Here is a 20663-nt window from a genome sequence, read left to right as displayed (position 1 = left end):
TTCTCCTTTTATTTAACTACCCATTTATTATAAGTTAAAATCGCATCTGGATACACTACACCATTGGTAGAAATTAGATATTCCAATGTATGTTTAGTCTCAAATGCAACAGCGTCATCCAAATTGCTATAAGCTAACGTTCGTGCAATATTGACATCTGGAAATACCCTGCCATTCTCAACATAATCAGCAACATAAACGATTTTATCAAGGATAGTCATGTTCTCAGCACCTACGGTATGTCTCCTCACTGCATTCAAGATTTCTTCATTTTCAATATGCAACTCATCTTTAATGATCTCAGCACCTACAACACCATGCCAGAGATAATTATTCCAATTCAATAGGTCTGCGTCAAGGTTCTTATCCGCTATAACTTGCTTAAATTCTTCCGCGCTGCGTTCTTTTGCGTAATCATGCACCAAGGCAGCTATACTTGCTTTTTCAATATCAAAGTTATTAAGCTTGGCAATTTTAACTGCTGCCTGCTCAACACCTAATATATGTCGATAGCGCTTGTTACTAACACTATTTTTAACTTTAGCTAGCAATTCTGCTCTTGTACCTGGAAAATATTTACCACTATACTCTTGCTCACTCAAGATAGAGACCTTCCTCCTTAATGTAATGCTCTACATCCTTAGGAACCAAATATTTTATTGAACAATTATGCTGGATATTCCAGCGGATTTGCGTTGAGCTGATTTCAATCAGTGGTACGTCCACCCACATAACAGGATACTTGCTCTCCTTTGGAAATCCTGTCCTAGCAACTCCTACAAAATGAACTAATTTTACTAGTTCATCAATTCGGTACCATTTTGGAAGGTAGTCGACCATATCTCCACCAATAACAAAATAATATTCATAATCAGGATGCTTTCTCTTTAACTCAACTATAGTGTCAAATGTATAACTTATTCCGCCACGTTCCAACTCAGCAGTCTCCAGACCAAAAAGCGGATTTTCTGCAATACTTAACTCAACCATCTTTCTTCTATCCTCGGCTGCTATCGTATCTTTATGATCAACATGTGGCGGCAAAGCATCTGGCATAAAAAGCATCTCATCCAAATCAAGTTGACTCGTAACTTGCTCAGCAATTATCAGATGACCCGTATGTGGGGGGTTGAAAGTACCTCCTAATATGCCTACTCGTTTTTTCTTGCCACTCTCATTTGGCTCAACTATCGGTTTAGTCTGAACAACTGATTTAACGAGTGTATTAACATTCATCTATTGACACTCCCTATTATATCTCATATTAAAAATTTTGTAATTCAGCCGAAATTTCGCGATTTTCTACTTTGGATGATTGCCGATATAAAACGAGTACATGGCCAATAACTTGAACAACAATAATATCCGTATTCTCTGTTAAATAGTCAGAAACCTCGCTCGCTTCAAAATCTGAACCTTGCAATACATTAATCTTTATCAATTCGCGCTTATCCAAGGCATTTTTAATTTGTTCAACCCATTTATCCGAGACACCTTCTTTACCAACTTGAAAAATAGGTCTCATATTATGTGCCTTGGTTTTTAAAAATTTCTTCTGTTTTCCACTTAATAAGTTCATTTATTTCTCCTTAAATCATTGCACGTCTAATAGTTACAGATACACCCTTTGGTGCCCATCCGGCAACTACAGCACCAGCTGGAACAGTAATCCAGCCTAGCCCTGAAAAAACTAAATCACTCTTTTGGACAGTTTTAAACTCAAATCTGACCAACTTGGGTAACTTTGTCAAAGTTTCTTCAGAAGGCGGCTGCAGCATTTCTCCAACATGTTTCTCATACAACGTATCTGCATTTTCTAATTTTGTTCGGTGCAGCATCAAATTATTATCTGTATAAACAACAATTCCATCCTTTTCACCTGCAATATAATCAAAACGGGCTAACCCGCCAAGAAAAAGCGTCTGTCCTGCGTTCAACTGATATACCCGTGGTTTTATTTCTTTTTGTGGTGAAGCAACATTAAGTTCCTTACCGCTAAGAAAATGTGCCATTTGATGTTGGTGAATAATTCCTGGAGTATCAATTAAAAAATGTTCATCATCCAGTGGTATCTCTATCTTATCAAGAGTTGTTCCTGGAAAGCGTGATGTAGTAATTAACTCATTTATTCCTGTCTGCTGTTTGATAATCTGATTAATCAAGGTTGACTTACCAACATTGGTCACCCCTACGACATATACATCACGTCCTTCACGATACTTCTCGATTAAGGAAAGGAGTGTTGCTATTCCGTGATTCTTTCCCGCACTTACCAAGGCCACGTCTACTGGTCTAAGCCCAACTAAATTAGCACTTTGTCTAATCCAATCCTTCAACTTTGTACGCTTAAGTGACTTGGGCAGCAAGTCTTCCTTATTACCAACCATCAGGATTGGATTTTTACCAACATAGCGTTGAATCCCAGGAATAATTGACCCACTGAAATCAAAGATATCAATCACATTTACAATCAATGCATCCGTATCTCCAATTTGTGTCAAAATCTTCAAGAAATCATCATCTGTTAAATTAACATCTGAAACTTCATTATAATGGCGTAATCTAAAACACCTCTTACAATACAATTCCTTAGTTTCAACTTGTTTCTTCAAAGCAGAAGCAGGTACATAACCTAGCCCATCAGGATCGTTGCTTTGAATTAATGAGCCACATCCAATACAGTATAGTGCCTCAGTTTCATCAGTCATTCAGTGAATGCCCCCAAACTTTTTTTATAATATTCTTTTTCTGTAGTCTTTTCTTAATTATTTTCTCTAAGAACCGATTTAGTTTTGTATTCCATGCATCCGTCTCAACAAGTGGTTTGACCCAGATGCTTCTTATTTTAGCTGCATTTGCTGCTGCGACATCTGTAAGTAATTGGTCACCAACTAGGACAATCTGACTGTCTTCTAGATCTAATTTCTTCTTAGCTTCATTGATTCCCTTAGTTAGTGGTTTCATCGCACGTGCAATAAAAGGCAGCCCTAGCGGTTCAACTGCTTGAGCAACACGCTTTTTATTATTATTGGAAACAACAACGACTGGGATCTTTTCATTATTCATAATCTCAAGCCACTCGCGCAACTTGGGAGTACCATCTGGATTATTCCATGCAATCAGTGTATTGTCTAGGTCGGTTAAGATTACTTTAATGCCCATTTCCTTAATTTCATCTGGAGTTATCTCGTATATTGAGGTAATCATCCAAGTTGGTTTGAAACGAGTCAACATTTGGTTCACTCCTATATTAATCCTTTTGCTTGTTAATTATATTCTATGAACCCTACTTAAAGCAAAAAAATTACGTTTATTAATAAATTTCTCAATGTAAAACAAAGGGGGCTGGGTCAAAAGTTATGACCAGCAGCCCCTTTATTGATAACGTACGTATAAACGTGGTTCATGAGGTAAAATTTCGAGTAGTTAGCGCTCTAATCTACCGACTTATATCACGCTCTCTTACATATCTGCAAATTATTTTGCTAATGCTTGCTTTGCTTCTTCAACAAGTGCTGTAAATGCTGCATTATCACTAATTGCAAGGTCAGCTAACATCTTACGGTTAACTTCAATCTCAGCAAGCTTCAAGCCATGCATTAATTTGCTGTAGCTAATACCATTCATACGAGCAGCTGCATTGATACGAGCAATCCATAACTTACGGAAGTTTGTCTTCGTCTTACGACGATCACGGAAAGCATACAAGTATGACTTCATAACTTGTTGCTTAGCTACCTTAAATTGAATATGTTTTGAACCACGGTACCCTTTTGCTAATTTAATCATTCTTTTACGACGTTGACGCGTAACTGTTCCACCTTTAACACGTGGCATGATAATTCCTCCCTTATATATTCGAGGTGTTTATCTTTAGTACACCTTCGAAACGGTCTTTTCTTCAAGACCTCATCATCAATTTTATTTTAATTAGTTCATTTGTGAAAGCATCTGCTTGATACGCTTCATATCTGAGCTAGATACCATTGATGCCTTGCGTAATTGACGACGTTGCTTCTTTGTCTTTCCGTGGAAACGGTGACTTGTAAAAGCGTTTGAGCGCTTTAATCCGCCATCCCCTGTACGCTTGAAACGTTTTGCTGATGCACGATGTGTTTTTTGTTTTGGCATAATACTTTCTTCCTCCTACTATATTAAAACCTATTTTTCGGCTTTAGGTGCCAGCATCATGAACATGCTGCGTCCATCCATTTTTGCTCTCGATTCAACAGTTGCAACTTCTTCAACTGCTTTTGCAAATCGATTCAAAACATCATAACCGATTTCTTTATGAGTAATTGCGCGTCCCTTAAAGCGGATTGATACCTTTACCTTATCTCCCTTTCCAAGGAATTTAAGCGCATTATTCAATTTAGTATTAAAGTCATTTGTGTCAATAGTTGGACTCAAACGAACTTCTTTAACATTGATGACCTTTTGATTCTTTCTTGCTTCACGTTGTTTCTTTTGCAGTTCAAACCGATACTTACCATAATCCATAATTCTGGCAACAGGTGGTTTCGCCTTTGGAGCAACTAAAACGAGATCTAGACTAGATTGTTCAGCTAGCGTTAGTGCTTCTTGTTTGGTTTTAACCCCAAGTTGGGAACCATCACTGGCAATTAAGCGCAATTCACTTGCACGTATGCCTTCATTTACCATCTTATCTACTGCTATGATGCTTCACCTCCGTTTAATATCAGAGAAAACGCAGAAAAAACCGGATAGCTTACAAAAAGCTACCCGGACTAATCTTCACTTCATCAATTCGAAATAAATAATCATCTGCCCGTGAACTATCAGTTCGCTAGGCGAGAAGCGGGTTGCTTCTGCTTTTTCTCAACTCTCTAACTATACATTGTTACCAAATTAAAGTCAAGTATTAATTTGTACGACTGTAACTAGCAATATCAGCTAAAATTTCATTAACAAATTCATCCTTTGTCACATTAACAGTCTTTTTCTCGCCATAACGACGCACTGCAACTTCATTGGAAGCAACCTCTTGATCACCCACAACAAGGATATAAGGCACTTTGGTAACCTGAGCCTGACGCACCTTGTAACCCATCTTTTCATTACGATCATCGATTGATACACGTACATTGGCAGCTGCCAAACGATCACGCAGCTTTTCACAGTATGACAAGTGTAAATCATTTTTGACAGGAATAATTGTAACTTGTTTTGGTGACAACCAAGTTGGGAATGCCCCCTTATACATTTCTGTCAAATAAGCTGTAAATCGCTCCATTGTTGAAACAATGCCGCGATGGATCATAACAGGACGATGTTCTTCACCATCTGCACCGATGTAGTGCAAATCGAATTTCTCAGGCAATAAGAAATCTAATTGAATCGTTGACAAAGTCTCCTCACCGCCTAAGGCTGTCTTCGTCTGAACATCAAGCTTAGGACCATAAAAGGCAGCTTCGCCTTCTGCTTCAAAGTAATCTAGACCCAAGTCATCCATTGCAGATTTGAGCATCTTTTGTGATTTTTCCCACATTTCATCATCATCAAAGTACTTATGCGTATTTTTGGGATCACGGTAGCTCAAACGGAAACGATAGTCGGTAATGTCAAAATCAGCATATACTGAAACCATCAATTGCAAGGTGTTTTTAAATTCCTCTTCAATTTGGTCAGGTGTAACAAATGTATGTCCATCATTCAATGTCATTTCACGAACACGTGATAATCCTGTAAGTGCACCAGATTTCTCATAACGGTGCATCATTCCTAATTCGGCAATTCTCAAAGGAAGATCACGATATGAACGAATATGATGGTTATATATTTGAATATGTGAAGGACAGTTCATTGGCCGTAATTCCAATAACTCACCATCACCCATATCCATTGGAGGAAACATATCCTCACGATAATGGTCCCAATGTCCTGACTGCTTGTACAAATCTAGGTTAGCAAGAACTGGTGTATACACGTGCTCATAACCACGAGATACTTCTTTATCAATAATGTAGCGTTCAATTGTACGGCGAATTGTGGCACCATTAGGCATCCAATATGGCAAGCCAGCACCAGCCTTAGGATCAACAAAGAACAAGTCCAAGTCATTTCCAATCACACGGTGGTCACGTTCGCGTGCTTCTTGTCTTCTTTGCAACTCTGCATCTAATTCTTTTTGTTTATAAAAAGCAGTTCCATAAATACGTTGTAGCATTGGATTGCTTGAAGCACCCTTCCAATATGCACCAGCCACCGAAAGTAGTTTAAAGATCTTAATTGAGCTAACCTTTTCCAAATATGCACCTGCAGAAACATCTACAAAATTACCTAATTTGTGTAAAATAACTTTGCCAGAAACAGCAGCTTCCTTAACAAACTCCATGCGATAGGCATCACCATCTACTAACGACAATGCTTCTTTTTCATCAACTACCAGGCGTTCAACTTTTGCCCCAGATTTCACGATTTCTTGCATCTTTTGTGTAATTTTTTCAAATTCAGTTTCAGCAACTTGACCAGCTGCGTTATCTGTATCAAGGAAGAAACCGTGCTCACTAACGCTGCCCTCACCAAATTTCATTTCTGAATATAGATCCGATAGTGATGCACCCAACAATAAGGAAGCTGTCTGCCACAAAACCTTCAATCCATCTTCAGAATCCTTTGTAATAATTTCAATTTCCCCATCAGCCTCTAAAGGTGCGTTAAAATCAATCAGTTTGCCATTGTAACGACCGGCAACTGCTTTTTTAGCAAGACTTGTACTTATTGATTGAGCAACGGTTTCAACAGTTGCCCCATTTTCAAATTCTTTAATAGCCCCATCGGGGAACTTAACTTTAACCATAATCCATCTCTCCTTTAAAATAATTAACAAAATAAAAAGTCCTTAGCATACTTTAAAAAGTACACTAGGGACGCAATTAGCGTGGTTCCACCCAAATTCAGATATCAAAAATCTCTCAAATCGTTTTCAACAGGTTCGACCCGTTCCAATCAACATTGGAATAAATTCATCATAGAGGTGGTAAGTTGTTCTGCTGAGCGGCTTGCAGTTAATGCCATTCATCCCTGACTTGAACAACCTTTTGTCCTCAAGTATATTACTCAACCACTATTAAACCACTATTGCATAAATCATTCAAGCCTTAAATTATAATTTATGAATGTCTTCTGTTCCTGCCAATCATCGTATATTCTTTACTCAAAAATACAATACGTTCCATTATTCTGCGGGCTTTAAGTGGCTCGGCTTCTCCACGATTATTGACCGTTAAATATTGTTCCAATAAATCTTGCATTGAAAGATTTGAACTAAAGAAAGTTGGCAACTCCTCTTGCATGCGGTATTGCAGAATAATTCCCAGAACATCATCTCTTAGCCAGCTCGACAACTGATCGGCCCCGATGTCATCCAACATCAAGACAGGTGCTTTCTTTATGCTATCAATTTTTTCAACAACATTGTTCGAACCAATTGCACCTTTAACTTCAACAGCAAAAGATGGAAAATGAAGCATTGTTGAGCGAAATCCCTCTTCTGCAAGTCCATTCGCGATTGCACCTAAGAGATACGTTTTTCCAACACCGAAACTTCCTTGCAAATACATTCCTTGAATAAATTTTTGCGGATTAGCAGTATACGTATCAATAAAATCTGCTGCCGCTTGAGCAATCGCTTCGCGTCCAGTTATATCAAAGTCTGCCAGCTGGGCAGTTCTAATTGCCTTTGGCATGTTGAGTGTTCTGACTCGTGCTCTGATTTCCGCTTGTTTTTTACTCTTCATCAATTCTTCACTCGGAACATATGCAACATCTATTAAGTGATTACTCAGGATCAGTTGTGGTTGATAGCCCGGAGCAGGTGTGACTTCTCCATTTTTAATCTGTCTTTTTATGCTGACAAATTCATAGACTTTACTGGCGCTGCGTGCTAATTCCGTCTGAGACAATTGATTTTCCTTCACAAAAGCCTTGACTTCCTCATCTGCAAAAGCATCGTCAATTAACTCTTTGTAATTCTTTATCCAGTTTCTATTGCGAAGCTGCTGTGCCATTTCTTCACCAACGTCCTTCATCTTCCCACCTCCTTTTTAGTCGATTCTTTTCTTAAATCTGCTCAATCTTTTTTTCAACTTTTCTTGTTCTTCCTTGCTCAAGACCGATCTGTTTTCTGAGACATATTCGCTTTTAGCCCAGTCCGGTAGTTTCTCTTTTTGCACAACTTTCTTGTTGCCTGTGTATCTTTGTGCCTTCACATACACTGAATTTTGTTTTTTAGGTGCATTGAAATTCCGCACCTGGAGCATCGCTTCTTCTGGTGTATTAATCTTTTTTTGACTCCAATCAGCAATTACTGCCTCAAAAAAGGCCCGATTTAAAGTTGCCATTCCACGGTCAACAATCATGTAATGAATTAAAATATTTATTATGTCAGCCTGGAAAAGATTTTTTTGTACGACCCATTCAATGATGTTTCTTTCTGAACCGGTTACAAACGAGCCTTTCTCACGCTTCAACTCCTGCAGAAATTCTGCGGGAGCATATGCCCTACTTGCATCCAATAGTTCTTGATCTTCACTTTTTATTATTTTCTGCTTTTTATTTGCTGATTTCTTGGGTGCATCATCTACTGAATTAATAGTCAATGCCGGTTTTGAATCTTGTTTTGAGAATTTCTCATGAACTAATTTCCAAAATAAATCAAAATCAACTTGATTTGTTGCAACATTTGCAGCTTCTTCAAGCAATCTTACTAATACCAGCTCATCCAGCCCATAGACTGCATTTGCGGCTGCTATCCTCTGGTAATTATCAAAAACTTGTTTACTGTCAATGAAGGAATGTTCAATAAGCTGCTTTAGGAAATCTTCATCCAAGTTAGAAATTTGTTTAAGCTTATTCCCATGTAATCCTGACTGATCAGGCTCCAGCAGGTTTTTACCTTCATTCAAAGTTTGCGGCTGCACCGTGAATACCTCAAGAAAATGTTTAGTAGTCTCAACTGCCTTTTCCTTCTCAATTGGTGAAAAGAAAAAATAGTCTTGGAGCTCCTTAAAGATTCTTTCACCAACTGTTTCAAGCAACAGACTTCGCAATAAATCATCCGCAAAAAAATTCTCAGGTCTTTGCGGCTCCTGAATCTCATAAATTACTAATTTGCCAAGTTCATCGCTTTGCTCAAACGTTCTAAGCAACCCGATTGCTTCCAGCTTGCACCTAGCCTCGTAAAAAGTTTGTGTGCCTACACCAAGTAAATCAAATAATTCACTATGCATTTTCCGGTTCGAGAGATGCAAATCAGACTGCACCATTGTCCGCAAGAGAGCATACAGACTAAAGCTTACCGTTCCAATCAATGGTTGATAAAGTTTTAAAGCTACTTCCAATTGGGATTCGTATAGTTTTTGCCTTGTATATACTACGAATCCATCTTTAGGTGTAAAGTCTCTCTCCTCAACAACCATCTGCACTCACACCCTTCTTATTCATTCTTTTCGTCGTCTTCACTTGAAAGATTCTTTTTATCCCGCGCCATCATCTCTTGCAGTTCCTTTAGGAATACACGCATATCTTTAAACTGTCTATAAACACTTGCAAAACGGATATAAGATATTTCATCAACATCTGCCAACATCCCCATTACATATTCTCCAATCAGCTGACTGGAAACTTCACTTTCTCCAAGTGAACGCACCTTATTTTCAACATCATCAACAATTTGCGTAATCTGATCCATGCCAACTGGTCTCTTTTCGGCAGCTCTAATAATCCCCCGTATAATCTTCTCACGATTGAATTCATCGCGTGTCCCATCTTTCTTGATTACTAGGAGCGGAGTAACCTCAATACGCTCAAACGTTGTAAATCTAAAGCCACAAGCTTCACACTCACGGCGTCTTCTAATTACATGACCATCATCTGCCGGACGACTATCAACTACTCGCGAACCATTATGATGGCACTTGGGACATCTCATATTTTTCACCTCATTATTTTATACCCTTAATATAGCTACACTAAATCCATTGTCTCTAGCCATTTTAGCACTTGCTCAAGTGTTTCTTCAACTTGTTTAGAATTATCAATTAAAACATCGGCTAATGAACATCTCTCATCATTTGACATTTGACTCAAAATTCGTTGCTGTGCTTGCTTCTCAGTGTATCCATTTCTTGCCATCATGCGCTCTATCTGCAACTTTTGGGGAATCCAAACACACATGACACTGTCACAATAATTTTGATAATTGCCTTCAAAAAGTAATGGGATATCTAATACCAGCAATCTGCAATTTGTCTTTTTGGCTTCGGCAACCAAATTCTCAATCTGCTTATGAATTAACGGCCCCGTAATATCAGTTAATTGCTTTAATTTACTTTTGTCATTAAACACCAGCGAGCCCAGCTTCTTGCGATTTAATTCGCCTGTACTCGTTAAGTAATTTTCTCCAAAAATTTTCACGATTTCATTTAAACCAATACTATTTTTTTGAACGACTTCACGCGCAACAACATCTCCATCGATAATTCTTGCACCTTTTTCTCTTAAAAAACGGCTGACTGTTGATTTACCAGATGCAATTCCTCCAGTTAACCCCAGAATATATGTCATCTATTCCACCTTCTGACAACTTGGACAATAGTGGGTGCCTCTTTGAGCAACAACTATTTTTTTTATTAATGTGCCACATCTGCGACAGGGTTCACCTGTTCTACCATATGCATTCAGTTCAAATTGGAACAATCCAGAATTTTCAAATGCATTTGTATAACTCCTAATAGTTGTTCCTCCAGCTTTCACTGCTTTTGCTAATTCAGTAATAATTGCATCATGCAAAGTCTTAATTTCATTCTTACTCAGATGGCTGGCAATCGTCTCTGGATTTATTTTGCTCATCCACAAAACCTCATCAACATAGATGTTGCCCAAACCCGCGACCAAGTTCTGGTCAAGTAGTGCAGGCTTAATCATCTTATTTTTCTTTTTCAATTTATCTGCAAAATCTTCCACACTAAAATCGCTTGTGGTCGGTTCTGGACCCAATTTTTTTAAGCTTTTTAAATCAGAAACCTTATCCGTTTTGACTAATTCCATTCTTCCGAATTTACGAACATCATTATATCTAAGTTGCTTGCCATCTGTGAATTCAAAAATAATATGGGTGTGTTTCTCCACCTCATCACCAGCTTGTCTCACAAAATACTTTCCTTCCATTCGTAAATGAGAAACCATTGAGATGTCTTCATCAAAATTAAAAATTAAGTACTTACCGCGCCGCTTGATCTCTTTGATCGTTAGCCCCTCAAGTGTTTCAATAAAAACATTAGTATCACCATTTATTATTTTGGGATAAAGAACGATCACATTGCGAATTTTTTTATTCAACACTAATTGGCGCAATCCTTGGCGTACGGTCTCAACTTCAGGTAACTCGGGCATTTTTATCTCCTTCTCAAATCCTTATTTTGCATCAAACCATGTTTTCCCATGTGCACTTTCAACTTTAAGTGGAACTTCCAAGGAAACTGCTTGATCCATTACTTTTGGTACAAACTTTTCCAGTGCCGCAATCTCTTTGTCCGGCACTTCAAAAATTAATTCATCATGCACTTGTAATAACATTTTTGCTTCAAACTTTTCTCTTCTAAGCATTTTTTGCATATTTATCATAGCAACCTTGATAATATCTGCAGCACTCCCCTGAATTGGCGTATTCATAGCCGTTCTTTCTGCAAAGGAACGCAAATTAAAGTTTTTACTCTTAATTTCAGGTAAATATCTCCGTCTCTTAAACAATGTTTCAACATATCCTTGTTCATGGGCTTTCTCCACGATCTCATCCATATATTGCTTTACTCCAGGAAAAATCTCAAAGTAACGCGTTATGAAGCTCTTTGCTTGTTTACGCGTAATTCCAATATTTTGTGCTAATCCATAGTCACTTATTCCGTACACAATTCCAAAGTTAACGGCCTTCGCCTGTCTTCGCATGTTGCTTGTGACTTCAGAAGCCGAATCCAATCCGAATATTTGTATTGCGGTATTTGCATGGATATCAGCCCCTTCATTAAAGGCAGCTTGCATATTTTTATCATGAGAGATATGTGCCAGAACCCGCAATTCGATTTGCGAATAATCTGATGAAAAAATCTCCCAGCCAGCTTTTTCGGGGACAAATGCCTTTCTGATTTGTCGTCCTTCTTCTAGTCTCACAGGAATATTTTGCAGGTTAGGATCAACAGATGACAGTCTCCCTGTTGCCGTGAGCGTCTGAGTATATCTAGTATGGACCTTACCATCTTTTTGCGAAACAACTTTCAGCAAACCTTCAACATAGGTTGACTGAATCTTTGCAACTTGCCGATACTTCAAAATATTATCGATGATCGGAGCCATTCCTCTTAGCTCTTCCAACACTCCTACTGCAGTCGAATACCCAGTCTTTGTCTTCTTAATCACAGGTAATTTCAATTTTTCAAATAAAATTACGCCTAGCTGTTTAGGTGAATTAATATTAAAATTTTCTCCAGCTTCAGTGTGGATTGCCTGCTCCAATTCCGTTAATCTTTCCTTCAGTTTACTGCTCATTTCTTCAAGTCTGCTTTTATCCAATCTGATTCCAGCAACTTCCATTTCTCCTAAAACCAAAGAAAGCGGACGTTCAATTTCAAAATAAAGTTCTTCCTGTTTATTTTCATAAAGCTTTTTCATTAAGCTTTCCTTCAGCTGTTCAATTGCCTGAACTTTTCCAGCCAAATGTTCAAAAAATATGTCATCTTCTGCAGGAATTTGGTACTTTGCTCCCTTGCCATATACTTCCTCATCACTTGCAACATCAAAATAGTCGTGTTGATGTGCTAATTTGCCAAAGTCATTATTATTGTCACTTGAGTCTAACAAATATGATACAAGCAACATATCAAAATCGACACTTGCAAGGTCAATGCCTAGTCGCTTAAGGCCAACAAAAGTTCGTTTACCGTCAAATAAGTCAATTTTTACGGTTTTGTTTTCCAGTAAATCCTTGATGTTTGCTTCCTTCAGAATTTCTACATCACGACTAACATATATCTTTGAACCCACTTTAAGAGCAAAACCAGCGAATTGTGCTTGGTGATAATTCTCACCACTCATCTCCAGATAAAAAGAAATAGTTGTATTCTTTTCAAAGACTATCTCGCTGCTACTTTGCTTATCCAACTTCTGATACTCTAACTTAGGAGTCTTGTTTTGCTTTGTCTGTGAATTATTATCGCTACTGGAAAAACTCATTTTAGCAAGGAAGCTCTTGAAATCCATTTCTTCGTAGAATGATCTTAATTCTTCTTCCACTGGTCCTGACCATTTTGCATCATCAACCGTAACCTCAATAGGAGCATTTCTTAGTATTCTTGCCAAATCCTTGCATAAGAAAGCCAGTTTGCGATCCTCAATTAAGTGTTCTTTCATCTTAGAAGCCTTAATACTATCTAAATTCTCGTAAATTCCTTCGATTGTTTCAAATTGCTTTAGTAACTTAATCGCAGTTTTTTCACCAACTTTTGTTACTCCAGGATAGTTATCCGAATTATCTCCGACTAATCCCTTCATATCAATAATTTGATCGGGTCTAATTCCAAATTTCTCAAATACATGCGCTGGAGTGTATTCCTCAACTTCTGTGACACCCTTTTGAGTAACTGCCACCGTCGTTTTATCAGTTGTAAGTTGTGTCAAATCACGATCTCCCGTCACAACCGTAACCTTGAAACCTTGATTTTCCGCTTCATACGCCAATGTACCAATAATATCATCTGCCTCAAAATTTGCTAATTCATAACTTTTAATTCCATAAGCAGTTAATAAGTTTCTTATATATGGAAATTGCTCAGAAAGTTCACTTGGTGTCTTAGAACGTCCCTCCTTGTATTCATCGAATTTTTCGGTCCTGAATGTCTTTTTACCCGCGTCAAATGCTACCAAAATATAAGTAGGTTGAACTTTTTCGATGATCTTATCCAGCATGTTTTTAAAGCCATATATAGCAGTGGTATGTAGACCGTTATGATTCACAAATCTTTCAAGTGATTGATGGAGTGCAAAAAAAGCACGAAATGCAACACTATTACCATCAACGAGCAATAATTTCTTTTGTTTATTCATTCAATTAGCTCCTTTGATATATTATCGTCATCTCTTATTTTAACAAACTATCGTAGCCATTAATAGAAATCGACGACTCCGTTCTACAAAAAAAAGCTTCGCTAAGATTCTTCTCCCAGCGAAGTTTTTTTAATACAATATTATCTTACTTGTTATTAAAACCTGTAAAAATATTCAAGAGACTAATAAAGAGGTTAACAAAGTCTAAGTAAAGTTGCAAAGCACCCATTAATGCCAAATTAGTTCCAGAAACCTGACCCCTTGTTTGCAAATACAATGTTCTGAATTTTTGAGCATCCCAAGCAGTTAAAGCAGTAAAAATAACCACCCCAACAAATGAGAAAACAAACGTGATCATTGTACTCTGTAAAAAGATGTTAATAATTGAAACAATAACCAAAGCAATCAAGGCTGCTAATGCATGTGTTCCAATTCTTGACAGATCTTTCTTAGTCGTCGTTCCAATTACAGCCATCGAAACAAATACTGCAGCAGCTCCTACAAAAGCCATTGTAACATCACTTGCAGCGTACAAAGAGACTATGAGCCCAAAAAAGACTCCCTGAATCACAGCAAAAGCTACAAGACCGAAACTTGAAGCAACTGGTGACCTATCAGCCTTAAAGGACATTCCTACAGCAATCAACAGCTGCAAGCCAAACAAAACAAACATCATGAACTGATGCTCAGCCATATAAGTGGCAACTTCATTGTAGAAAACATCCGAAACTAGATATGCAACCAATGCAGAAATTGCAACTGCACCAGCCATAAACCCATACATTTTTGTTAGAAACCCGTTGACACCAGTATTACTTACTAATTTTCTTCCATTCTCCATTATACACTCACCTCTGCACTTTCATTCTCATCATTCCCTAGCAACGCTACCTTAGCAGGTGGTCTAACCATCACGACTGCATCAACAATTCGACAATTATCATCATTAACACCTGTCACGGCCAGCGTGACTACTTCTTTCATGTCGTCTACCTTTATGACCTCAAAAGTAAAGGTCACATCTTCTTCATGATACACCGGCAAAATAAAATTGACTGACAAATTGACTACCTGACTTCCAGGACCTGGAAGTAACTTTGATACCGACCTTGTAATAATCCCTGTCAATAAAACTGGTGGAACTATTGCCGCCTTATAATCCATACTTCTTGCATATTCATCTTGAATGTACAGCGGATTATTGTCATTAGTCATCCCTAAATACAACAAAATATCTCGATCCGAAACACTCTCATTAACCGTCAACGAATCTCCTTCGTTCAAATCATCAATCGTTTTTCCCTGCCTATGAGTATCTTCTGACATTAATATCGACACCTCCATATAGTCTTAACAGTATTCTAGCATATACTTTGAATTGCCTCAATCCATCTGATATGAAAATAAAAATGAAATATGATATAGATTAGTAAAATTTGATTACTACGACAAAATTTCGAACACAGACATAGTAATATGAGTGCTTTAAGTTCAAACGAAGAAACTTGACTTACGAGGCCATTTATTTGGAATAAATAAGGGAGCTAAGTCAAAAGTTAGCCTTTGACTTAGCTCCCAGCAATGTTTATATAAAAAAGTTCTCTACAAATTTAATTATTTTTGGGGCTTAAACTACTTAATAGTTTTTCATAAGCATATTCATATTTTTGAATATCACCAGCACCCATAAACACAACAACAGCATCATGAAAATCAAGCAATGGAGACATATTATCAACCTTCAACACTTCTCCACCCTTTGTAATCCTATTGCCTAGATCAGTACTTGAAACATTTCCACCATGTTCACGAATCGAACTGAAAATTTCAGTCAAGTATACTTTATCAGCAAGATTTAGACTAGTTGCAAAATCGTCCATCAAAGCAATTGTCCTGCTGAACGTGTGTGGCTGAAAAACTGCAATAATTTTCTTATTTGGATATTTTTGACGCGCAGCATCAATTGTTGCCTTGATTTCTGAAGGATGATGAGCATAGTCATCAATGATTGTCATATCCGCAACAAACTTCTCAGTGAAGCGTCTTTTCACGCCCTGATAAGTCAATAACTCACGTTTAACTTCGTCTTGTGAAACCTTTTCAAAGTAAGATACTGCAATTACAGCGAGACTGTTTAACACATTGTGTTCACCAAAAATTGGAATCTCGTAAGTACCTAAATATTCATCGTAATGATAAACATCAAAAGTCGAACCTGTTGTTGCACGCTTGATATTCGTTGCTCTGAACTCATTATCTGCAGAAGTTCCATAGTAATGAACTGGAACATCTGCCTTTAGATTCCTTAAATATTTGTCTTCTCCCCAAGCAAAGATTCCTTTTTTGGTCTGCTTAGCCAAAGTTTCAAAAGCATCAAAAACATCTTCAATTCCTGTGAAGTAATCAGGATGATCAAAATCTACGTTGGTCATAACCACATAATCGGGATGATACGCAACAAAATGACGACGATATTCATCAGCTTCAAAAACAAAGAAACGTGCATCAGGCACACCCTTGCCGGAACCATCACCAATTAAATAACTAGTTGGTGCAACTCCACCCAAGACATGTGCTAATAATCCTGTAGTACTTGTCTTTCCGTGTGCCCCTGCAATTCCGATACTTGTTGTATTTTCTACGATTTTCTCCAAAAAATCAGGATATGTAATAACTTCAATACCAATTTCCTTGGCCTTTTTTATTTCAGGATGATCATCACCAAAAGCATTACCTTGAATAATTGTCAAACCTTTTCGAATATTTTTTTCATCAAAGGGCAATATTTTTATTCCCGCTAATTCTAGTCCTCGTTGTGTAAAAGTATATTTTTCAATATCAGAACCAATAACTTTTAATCCTTTATCATGTAAAAGTAAGGCTAATGAACTCATGCCCGTTCCCTTGATCCCTACAAAATAATAGGTGGTTTCTGTATCCATATTATTGTCCTCTCTTTTCTTTAATTAAATAAAACCACCGCTTTAGTTTACCACAAAACAGGCGTGATTTCTTTTCAATAATCATTATTTTCCCTGAGCTTGTCTAATCCTTCCTGTGTAAGATAGACGTCTCTTGGTTTAGATCCTCTCGCTGGAGAGATGTATCTTCGCTCCTCCAATGTATCAATAATATTGGCAGCTCTATTATAACCAATTGCGAATATTCGTTGCAACTTCGATGTGGAAATACTATCTTCATTTACAAGGCAGTCCAGAACTTCAGGCAAGATTTCATCTTCTTGTTTATTTTGAACGTTTTGTTTTTTTAAACCATCCGGATCAAAAGCGTACTGAGGCTGTCCTTGAGTACGCACAAAATCCGTGATACTCTCGACCTCATTTTGAACATAAGTTCCTTGTAGTCTCATAGGCTGACTTGCCCCATTGCCAAGGTATAACATATCCCCTCTTCCAAGAAGTCGTTCTGCTCCAGCTGTATCAATGATAGTTCTTGAATCAATTTGGCTGGAAACCATAAAGGCTACCCTTGTTGGAATATTATTTTTGATTGTTCCAGTTATCACATCAACACTTGGACGTTGAGTTGCAATTAGTAGATGAATTCCTGCTGCTCGGGCTTTTTGTGTAATTCTGGCAATATAGTCTTGCACTTCTGATGAAGCTATCATCATCAAATCAGCCAGTTCATCAATAATTATCACAATGTATGGCATTTGCAGCCCATAATCTTCATGATCAATCACTTTTTTATTGAATCCTTCAATATTTCTGACACCTGCAGCGGCCAGTTTTTGATATCTTTCTTCCATTTCTTCAACTACCCATTTTAGTGCTGCTGACGCGGCAACTGGATCAGAAATGACTGGTGCCAAGAGATGCGGAATATCGTGGTAGGGTGCCATTTCAACAGCTTTAGGGTCAATTAATAATAGCTTGACTTGCCGCGGTGTAGCCTTATACAGTAAAGAAATCAAGATACTATTTATGAAAACCGATTTTCCAGAACCAGTCGCACCTGCTATTAATCCGTGGGGCATCTTTCTTAAATCAGTCACAATAGATTCTCCAGACAGATTAACTCCTAGTGCCACCGTCAGCGGTGAGCTTTTACTTGCAAAAGCAGTAGAATTTAAAACTTCGGACAACATCACCGGTCTTGGCTTTAAATTTGGAATTTCAATCCCCACACTGCTTCGTCCAGGAATTGGTGCCTCAATTCGAATATCCTTAGCTGCCAATGCTAATTTTAGATCATCAATCAAGTTAGTAATCTTATTGACTTTAACACCTCTTCCAAGCGTTAATTCAAATTGTGTAACAGCAGGCCCAATGGTCCAATCTTTGACCGTCGCATCAACATGAAATGCCTCCAGTGTCTCATTGAGAGTATCGATTTGTTCCAGTACCCACTCATCTTGGACATCATCGTTTACTTGAACTGGCTTTGGAAGTAAATTCATGTCCGGAAATTCATATCCGCTGACAGATGTAGCTTCTTCCAGTTTTTCTTTAACATTTACTATGGATTTTTCTGTATCATCTTTCTGAATGCCCGCAGGTACATTATCAATCATGTCGACCTTTTCTGTTGTTTCTGCACCTGTATCCTGTTTGTCACTAATTTCCTGTGATTTATTTCTATCATTTAAATTAATTTGCTTTGCTTTTATTTCATCACTCGCAGTTTTGTTCATCTCATTTTTTTCAGAGACAGGTGTGCTTTTAACTATGTCCAGTTCTCCATTATCTTTGATAGCTTCTTCAGACTTTTCTTGAACTGGTTTTTCTTGGACTGGTTTTTCTTGAACTGACTTATTTTCAGACAAATACTGTCTATTTAAGACATTATCCGTGGCACTATCTACATGGTCCTTCTCATCATTGTCGAAATTATCAACAGTCGTCGGTTTACTTTCAAGTGCTGGCGCCTCTTTTGTTACATGCGTTTTGATTGTTGCACTTTTCTGATTCAGTGTATCAAGTTCATTCTCTGCGATAATCTTTATTTTACTTTTCTCAACAGGCTCACTCTCGTCAAAAAGCAGATAGTCATTTACCTTTTTTTGAAGTCGCTCAAATAGATTTTGATATTTTTGCTTTCTTTTTTTGGCAGGATACTGCCAGCTGACAAAAGAAGGTGGGACATACGAAGGATGAAAGACTTGGCTTTTTTTATTATTTATCTTATCAGCACTTTTTGGCAGCTCTTCATTCACTTTTGGCTTCACTTTTTTATTTTGTTTTCTATAAAAGGCTGGCCCATCATAATGTTGCATTGTTATTCTTCCTTACTTTTACAATACTTTATTCTAAAAAAAGTTGTCTTCAGTTCGCATGAGCTAAAGACAACTATTACTATATCTAATCTTAAAAATGTCAATATACCCATGAAAGCATATTACCATACATTTATTTCAATCAGCAAAAATTTAATCAATTGAGAATGGTTGTCCTTGATGGAATTTACCTGCTGGGAGAACGAGAATCCCTCGTTTTTTTGGTGCATTTGGTAAGTGTAATTCACGGGCTGAACAAATCATTCCATCACTCTCAACACCGCGAAGCTTGCCAGGCCAGATTACTTCGCCATTTGGCATCATGGCCCCAACTCGTGCAACTACCACTAACTGATTCTGTGCAATATTAGGTGCACCGCAAACAATTTGCAGAATTTCACTGCCAATATTGGTTTTCGTGATATGCAAATGGTCTGAGTCTGGATGTTCGGTCATTTCTTCAACTAGTCCAACTACAAACTTTGGTGTTTCATCAATCTCAAGAATAGCTTCAAATCCAGCCTTTTGGAGCATTTCATTCAACAAATTTACCTGTTCATTACTAAGTTTGACTTGACCAGCCTCAGTAAGCCCAAGCCTTTCTCCCACTCCAAAAAAATTATAGCCTAATTTAGTACCATTACTTGAATCGCTTATTTCAACGATTGAATCTTTTTTTTCTACTGTCTGACTAGGTGCATCCTCATGAAGCATTACTATAAGGATGTCCCCAATTTGTGCCTTATTATAGCTTGCGATTAACATACTTTTTCTCCTTTACACAAAAAAAGAACTGCGTATGTACACAGTCCCATTATCATTTAAAATTATGCGACTTCATTCAAAAATGTTTCAACTTCTTCTTTTGTTTTACGATCTTTATTAACAAATCTTGCGATCTCTTCACCGTTTTTATAAACGATAAAGCTAGGAATTCCCATAACCATCATTTCCTGGCAAAGATCAATGTTTTCATCGCGATCAATGTGAATAAATTTGTAATCTGGATACTCTGCTTCAATCGTAGGAAGAGCCGGCTTAATAAAATTGCAGTCTGAACACCAGTCAGCAGAAAAAAATAGGACATAAGAACCCTTTTTAAGCTTGTTCGTTAATGTTTCCAAATTCATTTTTCCAAATTGTTCCATTTTTCATTCCTCCTCAATTACCTTAATATTCTTTAGATAACATCATTATAGACTATTTATTCTCAAAAAAAAGCGATTTGTTTTAATTTTGTTAAGCAATTAGTGGTTTAAATATTCTTATTGGTGCTATAATTACTTATCATAAGAAATTTGGTAAG

General features: G+C 37.5%; 21 protein-coding genes and 1 other annotated feature. All 21 genes read right to left on the bottom strand.

The features are described 5' to 3' along the window. Positions 1 to 8 precede the first annotated feature (8 nt). Positions 9 to 602, bottom strand: coding sequence for a bis(5'-nucleosyl)-tetraphosphatase (symmetrical) YqeK (yqeK, locus tag IV36_RS00200; protein WP_056990172.1), 594 nt, complete (start codon positions 600 to 602; stop codon positions 9 to 11). Further along, positions 595 to 1236, bottom strand: a complete 642-nt coding sequence (locus tag IV36_RS00195; RefSeq protein ID WP_056990171.1) for a nicotinate-nucleotide adenylyltransferase — start codon at positions 1234 to 1236, stop codon at positions 595 to 597. Before IV36_RS00195 ends, yqeK begins: the two co-directional genes overlap by 8 nt. 28 nt (positions 1237 to 1264) lie before the next feature. Next, a complete protein-coding gene (gene yhbY, locus IV36_RS00190; RefSeq protein ID WP_056990170.1) occupies positions 1265 to 1579 on the bottom strand; it encodes a ribosome assembly RNA-binding protein YhbY in 315 nt (104 codons plus the stop codon). A 10-nt stretch (positions 1580 to 1589) separates the two neighbouring features. After that, a complete protein-coding gene (yqeH, locus tag IV36_RS00185; protein WP_056990169.1) occupies positions 1590 to 2708 on the bottom strand; it encodes a ribosome biogenesis GTPase YqeH in 1119 nt (372 codons plus the stop codon). Continuing rightward, positions 2701 to 3234 carry a YqeG family HAD IIIA-type phosphatase gene (locus IV36_RS00180; protein WP_056990168.1) on the bottom strand — a complete coding sequence of 178 codons (534 nt, stop codon included), beginning with the start codon at positions 3232 to 3234 and terminating at the stop codon, positions 2701 to 2703. The genes yqeH and IV36_RS00180 overlap by 8 nt, the downstream gene beginning before the upstream one ends. A gap of 243 nt (positions 3235 to 3477) precedes the next feature. Further along, a complete protein-coding gene (gene rplT, locus IV36_RS00175; RefSeq protein ID WP_003690493.1) occupies positions 3478 to 3837 on the bottom strand; it encodes a 50S ribosomal protein L20 in 360 nt (119 codons plus the stop codon). 93 nt (positions 3838 to 3930) lie between these two features. Continuing rightward, positions 3931 to 4131, bottom strand: a complete 201-nt coding sequence (gene rpmI / locus IV36_RS00170; protein WP_003690491.1) for a 50S ribosomal protein L35 — start codon at positions 4129 to 4131, stop codon at positions 3931 to 3933. Between the two features lie 30 nt (positions 4132 to 4161). Further along, a complete protein-coding gene (infC, locus tag IV36_RS00165; protein WP_003690490.1) occupies positions 4162 to 4662 on the bottom strand; it encodes a translation initiation factor IF-3 in 501 nt (166 codons plus the stop codon). A gap of 44 nt (positions 4663 to 4706) precedes the next feature. Continuing rightward, positions 4707 to 4841 (bottom strand) — a sequence feature (ribosomal protein L20 leader region). Between the two features lie 41 nt (positions 4842 to 4882). Continuing rightward, positions 4883 to 6820: a threonine--tRNA ligase gene (gene thrS, locus IV36_RS00160; RefSeq protein WP_056990167.1), complete on the bottom strand. Its 1938-nt coding sequence runs from the start codon at positions 6818 to 6820 to the stop codon at positions 4883 to 4885. A 313-nt stretch (positions 6821 to 7133) separates the two neighbouring features. Further along, on the bottom strand, positions 7134 to 8051 hold the full coding sequence (gene dnaI / locus IV36_RS00155; protein ID WP_056990166.1) for a primosomal protein DnaI: 918 nt from the start codon (positions 8049 to 8051) through the stop codon (positions 7134 to 7136). 15 nt (positions 8052 to 8066) lie between these two features. After that, positions 8067 to 9440 carry a DnaD domain protein gene (locus IV36_RS00150; protein ID WP_056990323.1) on the bottom strand — a complete coding sequence of 458 codons (1374 nt, stop codon included), beginning with the start codon at positions 9438 to 9440 and terminating at the stop codon, positions 8067 to 8069. A gap of 17 nt (positions 9441 to 9457) precedes the next feature. Further along, complete coding sequence (gene nrdR, locus IV36_RS00145) at positions 9458 to 9952, bottom strand: transcriptional regulator NrdR (protein ID WP_003690481.1); 495 nt, start codon at positions 9950 to 9952, stop codon at positions 9458 to 9460. 35 nt (positions 9953 to 9987) lie between these two features. After that, positions 9988 to 10587: a dephospho-CoA kinase gene (coaE, locus tag IV36_RS00140; RefSeq protein ID WP_056990165.1), complete on the bottom strand. Its 600-nt coding sequence runs from the start codon at positions 10585 to 10587 to the stop codon at positions 9988 to 9990. Next, positions 10588 to 11415, bottom strand: coding sequence for a DNA-formamidopyrimidine glycosylase (gene mutM, locus IV36_RS00135; protein ID WP_056990164.1), 828 nt, complete (start codon positions 11413 to 11415; stop codon positions 10588 to 10590). Between the two features lie 21 nt (positions 11416 to 11436). Then, entirely contained in the window at positions 11437 to 14118 is a 2682-nt protein-coding gene (gene polA, locus IV36_RS00130; RefSeq protein ID WP_056990163.1) for a DNA polymerase I, read from the bottom strand. A gap of 145 nt (positions 14119 to 14263) precedes the next feature. Further along, complete coding sequence (locus IV36_RS00125; protein WP_056990162.1) at positions 14264 to 14959, bottom strand: Bax inhibitor-1/YccA family protein; 696 nt, start codon at positions 14957 to 14959, stop codon at positions 14264 to 14266. Continuing rightward, entirely contained in the window at positions 14959 to 15444 is a 486-nt protein-coding gene (locus IV36_RS00120; RefSeq protein WP_003690471.1) for a MaoC/PaaZ C-terminal domain-containing protein, read from the bottom strand. Before IV36_RS00120 ends, IV36_RS00125 begins: the two co-directional genes overlap by 1 nt. A 284-nt stretch (positions 15445 to 15728) precedes the next feature. Then, positions 15729 to 17060, bottom strand: coding sequence for a UDP-N-acetylmuramate--L-alanine ligase (gene murC, locus IV36_RS00115; protein ID WP_056990161.1), 1332 nt, complete (start codon positions 17058 to 17060; stop codon positions 15729 to 15731). Between the two features lie 74 nt (positions 17061 to 17134). Beyond that, the gene (locus IV36_RS00110) at positions 17135 to 19357 is read right to left on the bottom strand and encodes a DNA translocase FtsK (protein WP_056990160.1); all 2223 of its coding nucleotides are present in this window, start codon (positions 19355 to 19357) and stop codon (positions 17135 to 17137) included. A gap of 153 nt (positions 19358 to 19510) precedes the next feature. Next, positions 19511 to 20122, bottom strand: coding sequence for a YtpR family tRNA-binding protein (ytpR, locus tag IV36_RS00105; RefSeq protein ID WP_056990159.1), 612 nt, complete (start codon positions 20120 to 20122; stop codon positions 19511 to 19513). Positions 20123 to 20184: 62 nt separating this feature from the next. Beyond that, positions 20185 to 20505, bottom strand: coding sequence for a thioredoxin family protein (locus IV36_RS00100; RefSeq protein WP_003690454.1), 321 nt, complete (start codon positions 20503 to 20505; stop codon positions 20185 to 20187). Positions 20506 to 20663 lie beyond the last annotated feature (158 nt).

This window comes from Liquorilactobacillus mali (genome assembly GCF_001437155.1).
In the GTDB taxonomy this organism is placed as follows: domain Bacteria; phylum Bacillota; class Bacilli; order Lactobacillales; family Lactobacillaceae; genus Liquorilactobacillus; species Liquorilactobacillus mali_A.
Note: the sequence above shows the minus strand (reverse complement) of the source record. Positions and strands in the feature narration are given on the sequence as shown.

Excerpts from the sequence above, each read along its gene's own strand:
- IV36_RS00195 (WP_056990171.1), bottom strand. The coding sequence starts at position 1,236 with ATGAATGTTAATACACTCGTTAAATCAGTTGTTCAGACTAAACCGATA.
- yhbY (WP_056990170.1), bottom strand. The coding sequence starts at position 1,579 with ATGAACTTATTAAGTGGAAAACAGAAGAAATTTTTAAAAACCAAGGCA.
- yqeH (WP_056990169.1), bottom strand. The coding sequence starts at position 2,708 with ATGACTGATGAAACTGAGGCACTATACTGTATTGGATGTGGCTCATTA.
- IV36_RS00180 (WP_056990168.1), bottom strand. The coding sequence starts at position 3,234 with ATGTTGACTCGTTTCAAACCAACTTGGATGATTACCTCAATATACGAG.
- rplT (WP_003690493.1), bottom strand. The coding sequence starts at position 3,837 with ATGCCACGTGTTAAAGGTGGAACAGTTACGCGTCAACGTCGTAAAAGA.
- rpmI (WP_003690491.1), bottom strand. The coding sequence starts at position 4,131 with ATGCCAAAACAAAAAACACATCGTGCATCAGCAAAACGTTTCAAGCGT.
- infC (WP_003690490.1), bottom strand. The coding sequence starts at position 4,662 with ATGGTAAATGAAGGCATACGTGCAAGTGAATTGCGCTTAATTGCCAGT.
- thrS (WP_056990167.1), bottom strand. The coding sequence starts at position 6,820 with ATGGTTAAAGTTAAGTTCCCCGATGGGGCTATTAAAGAATTTGAAAAT.
- dnaI (WP_056990166.1), bottom strand. The coding sequence starts at position 8,051 with ATGAAGGACGTTGGTGAAGAAATGGCACAGCAGCTTCGCAATAGAAAC.
- IV36_RS00150 (WP_056990323.1), bottom strand. The coding sequence starts at position 9,440 with ATGGTTGTTGAGGAGAGAGACTTTACACCTAAAGATGGATTCGTAGTA.
- nrdR (WP_003690481.1), bottom strand. The coding sequence starts at position 9,952 with ATGAGATGTCCCAAGTGCCATCATAATGGTTCGCGAGTAGTTGATAGT.
- coaE (WP_056990165.1), bottom strand. The coding sequence starts at position 10,587 with ATGACATATATTCTGGGGTTAACTGGAGGAATTGCATCTGGTAAATCA.
- mutM (WP_056990164.1), bottom strand. The coding sequence starts at position 11,415 with ATGCCCGAGTTACCTGAAGTTGAGACCGTACGCCAAGGATTGCGCCAA.
- polA (WP_056990163.1), bottom strand. The coding sequence starts at position 14,118 with ATGAATAAACAAAAGAAATTATTGCTCGTTGATGGTAATAGTGTTGCA.
- IV36_RS00125 (WP_056990162.1), bottom strand. The coding sequence starts at position 14,959 with ATGGAGAATGGAAGAAAATTAGTAAGTAATACTGGTGTCAACGGGTTT.
- IV36_RS00120 (WP_003690471.1), bottom strand. The coding sequence starts at position 15,444 with ATGTCAGAAGATACTCATAGGCAGGGAAAAACGATTGATGATTTGAAC.
- murC (WP_056990161.1), bottom strand. The coding sequence starts at position 17,060 with ATGGATACAGAAACCACCTATTATTTTGTAGGGATCAAGGGAACGGGC.
- IV36_RS00110 (WP_056990160.1), bottom strand. The coding sequence starts at position 19,357 with ATGCAACATTATGATGGGCCAGCCTTTTATAGAAAACAAAATAAAAAA.
- ytpR (WP_056990159.1), bottom strand. The coding sequence starts at position 20,122 with ATGTTAATCGCAAGCTATAATAAGGCACAAATTGGGGACATCCTTATA.
- IV36_RS00100 (WP_003690454.1), bottom strand. The coding sequence starts at position 20,505 with ATGGAACAATTTGGAAAAATGAATTTGGAAACATTAACGAACAAGCTT.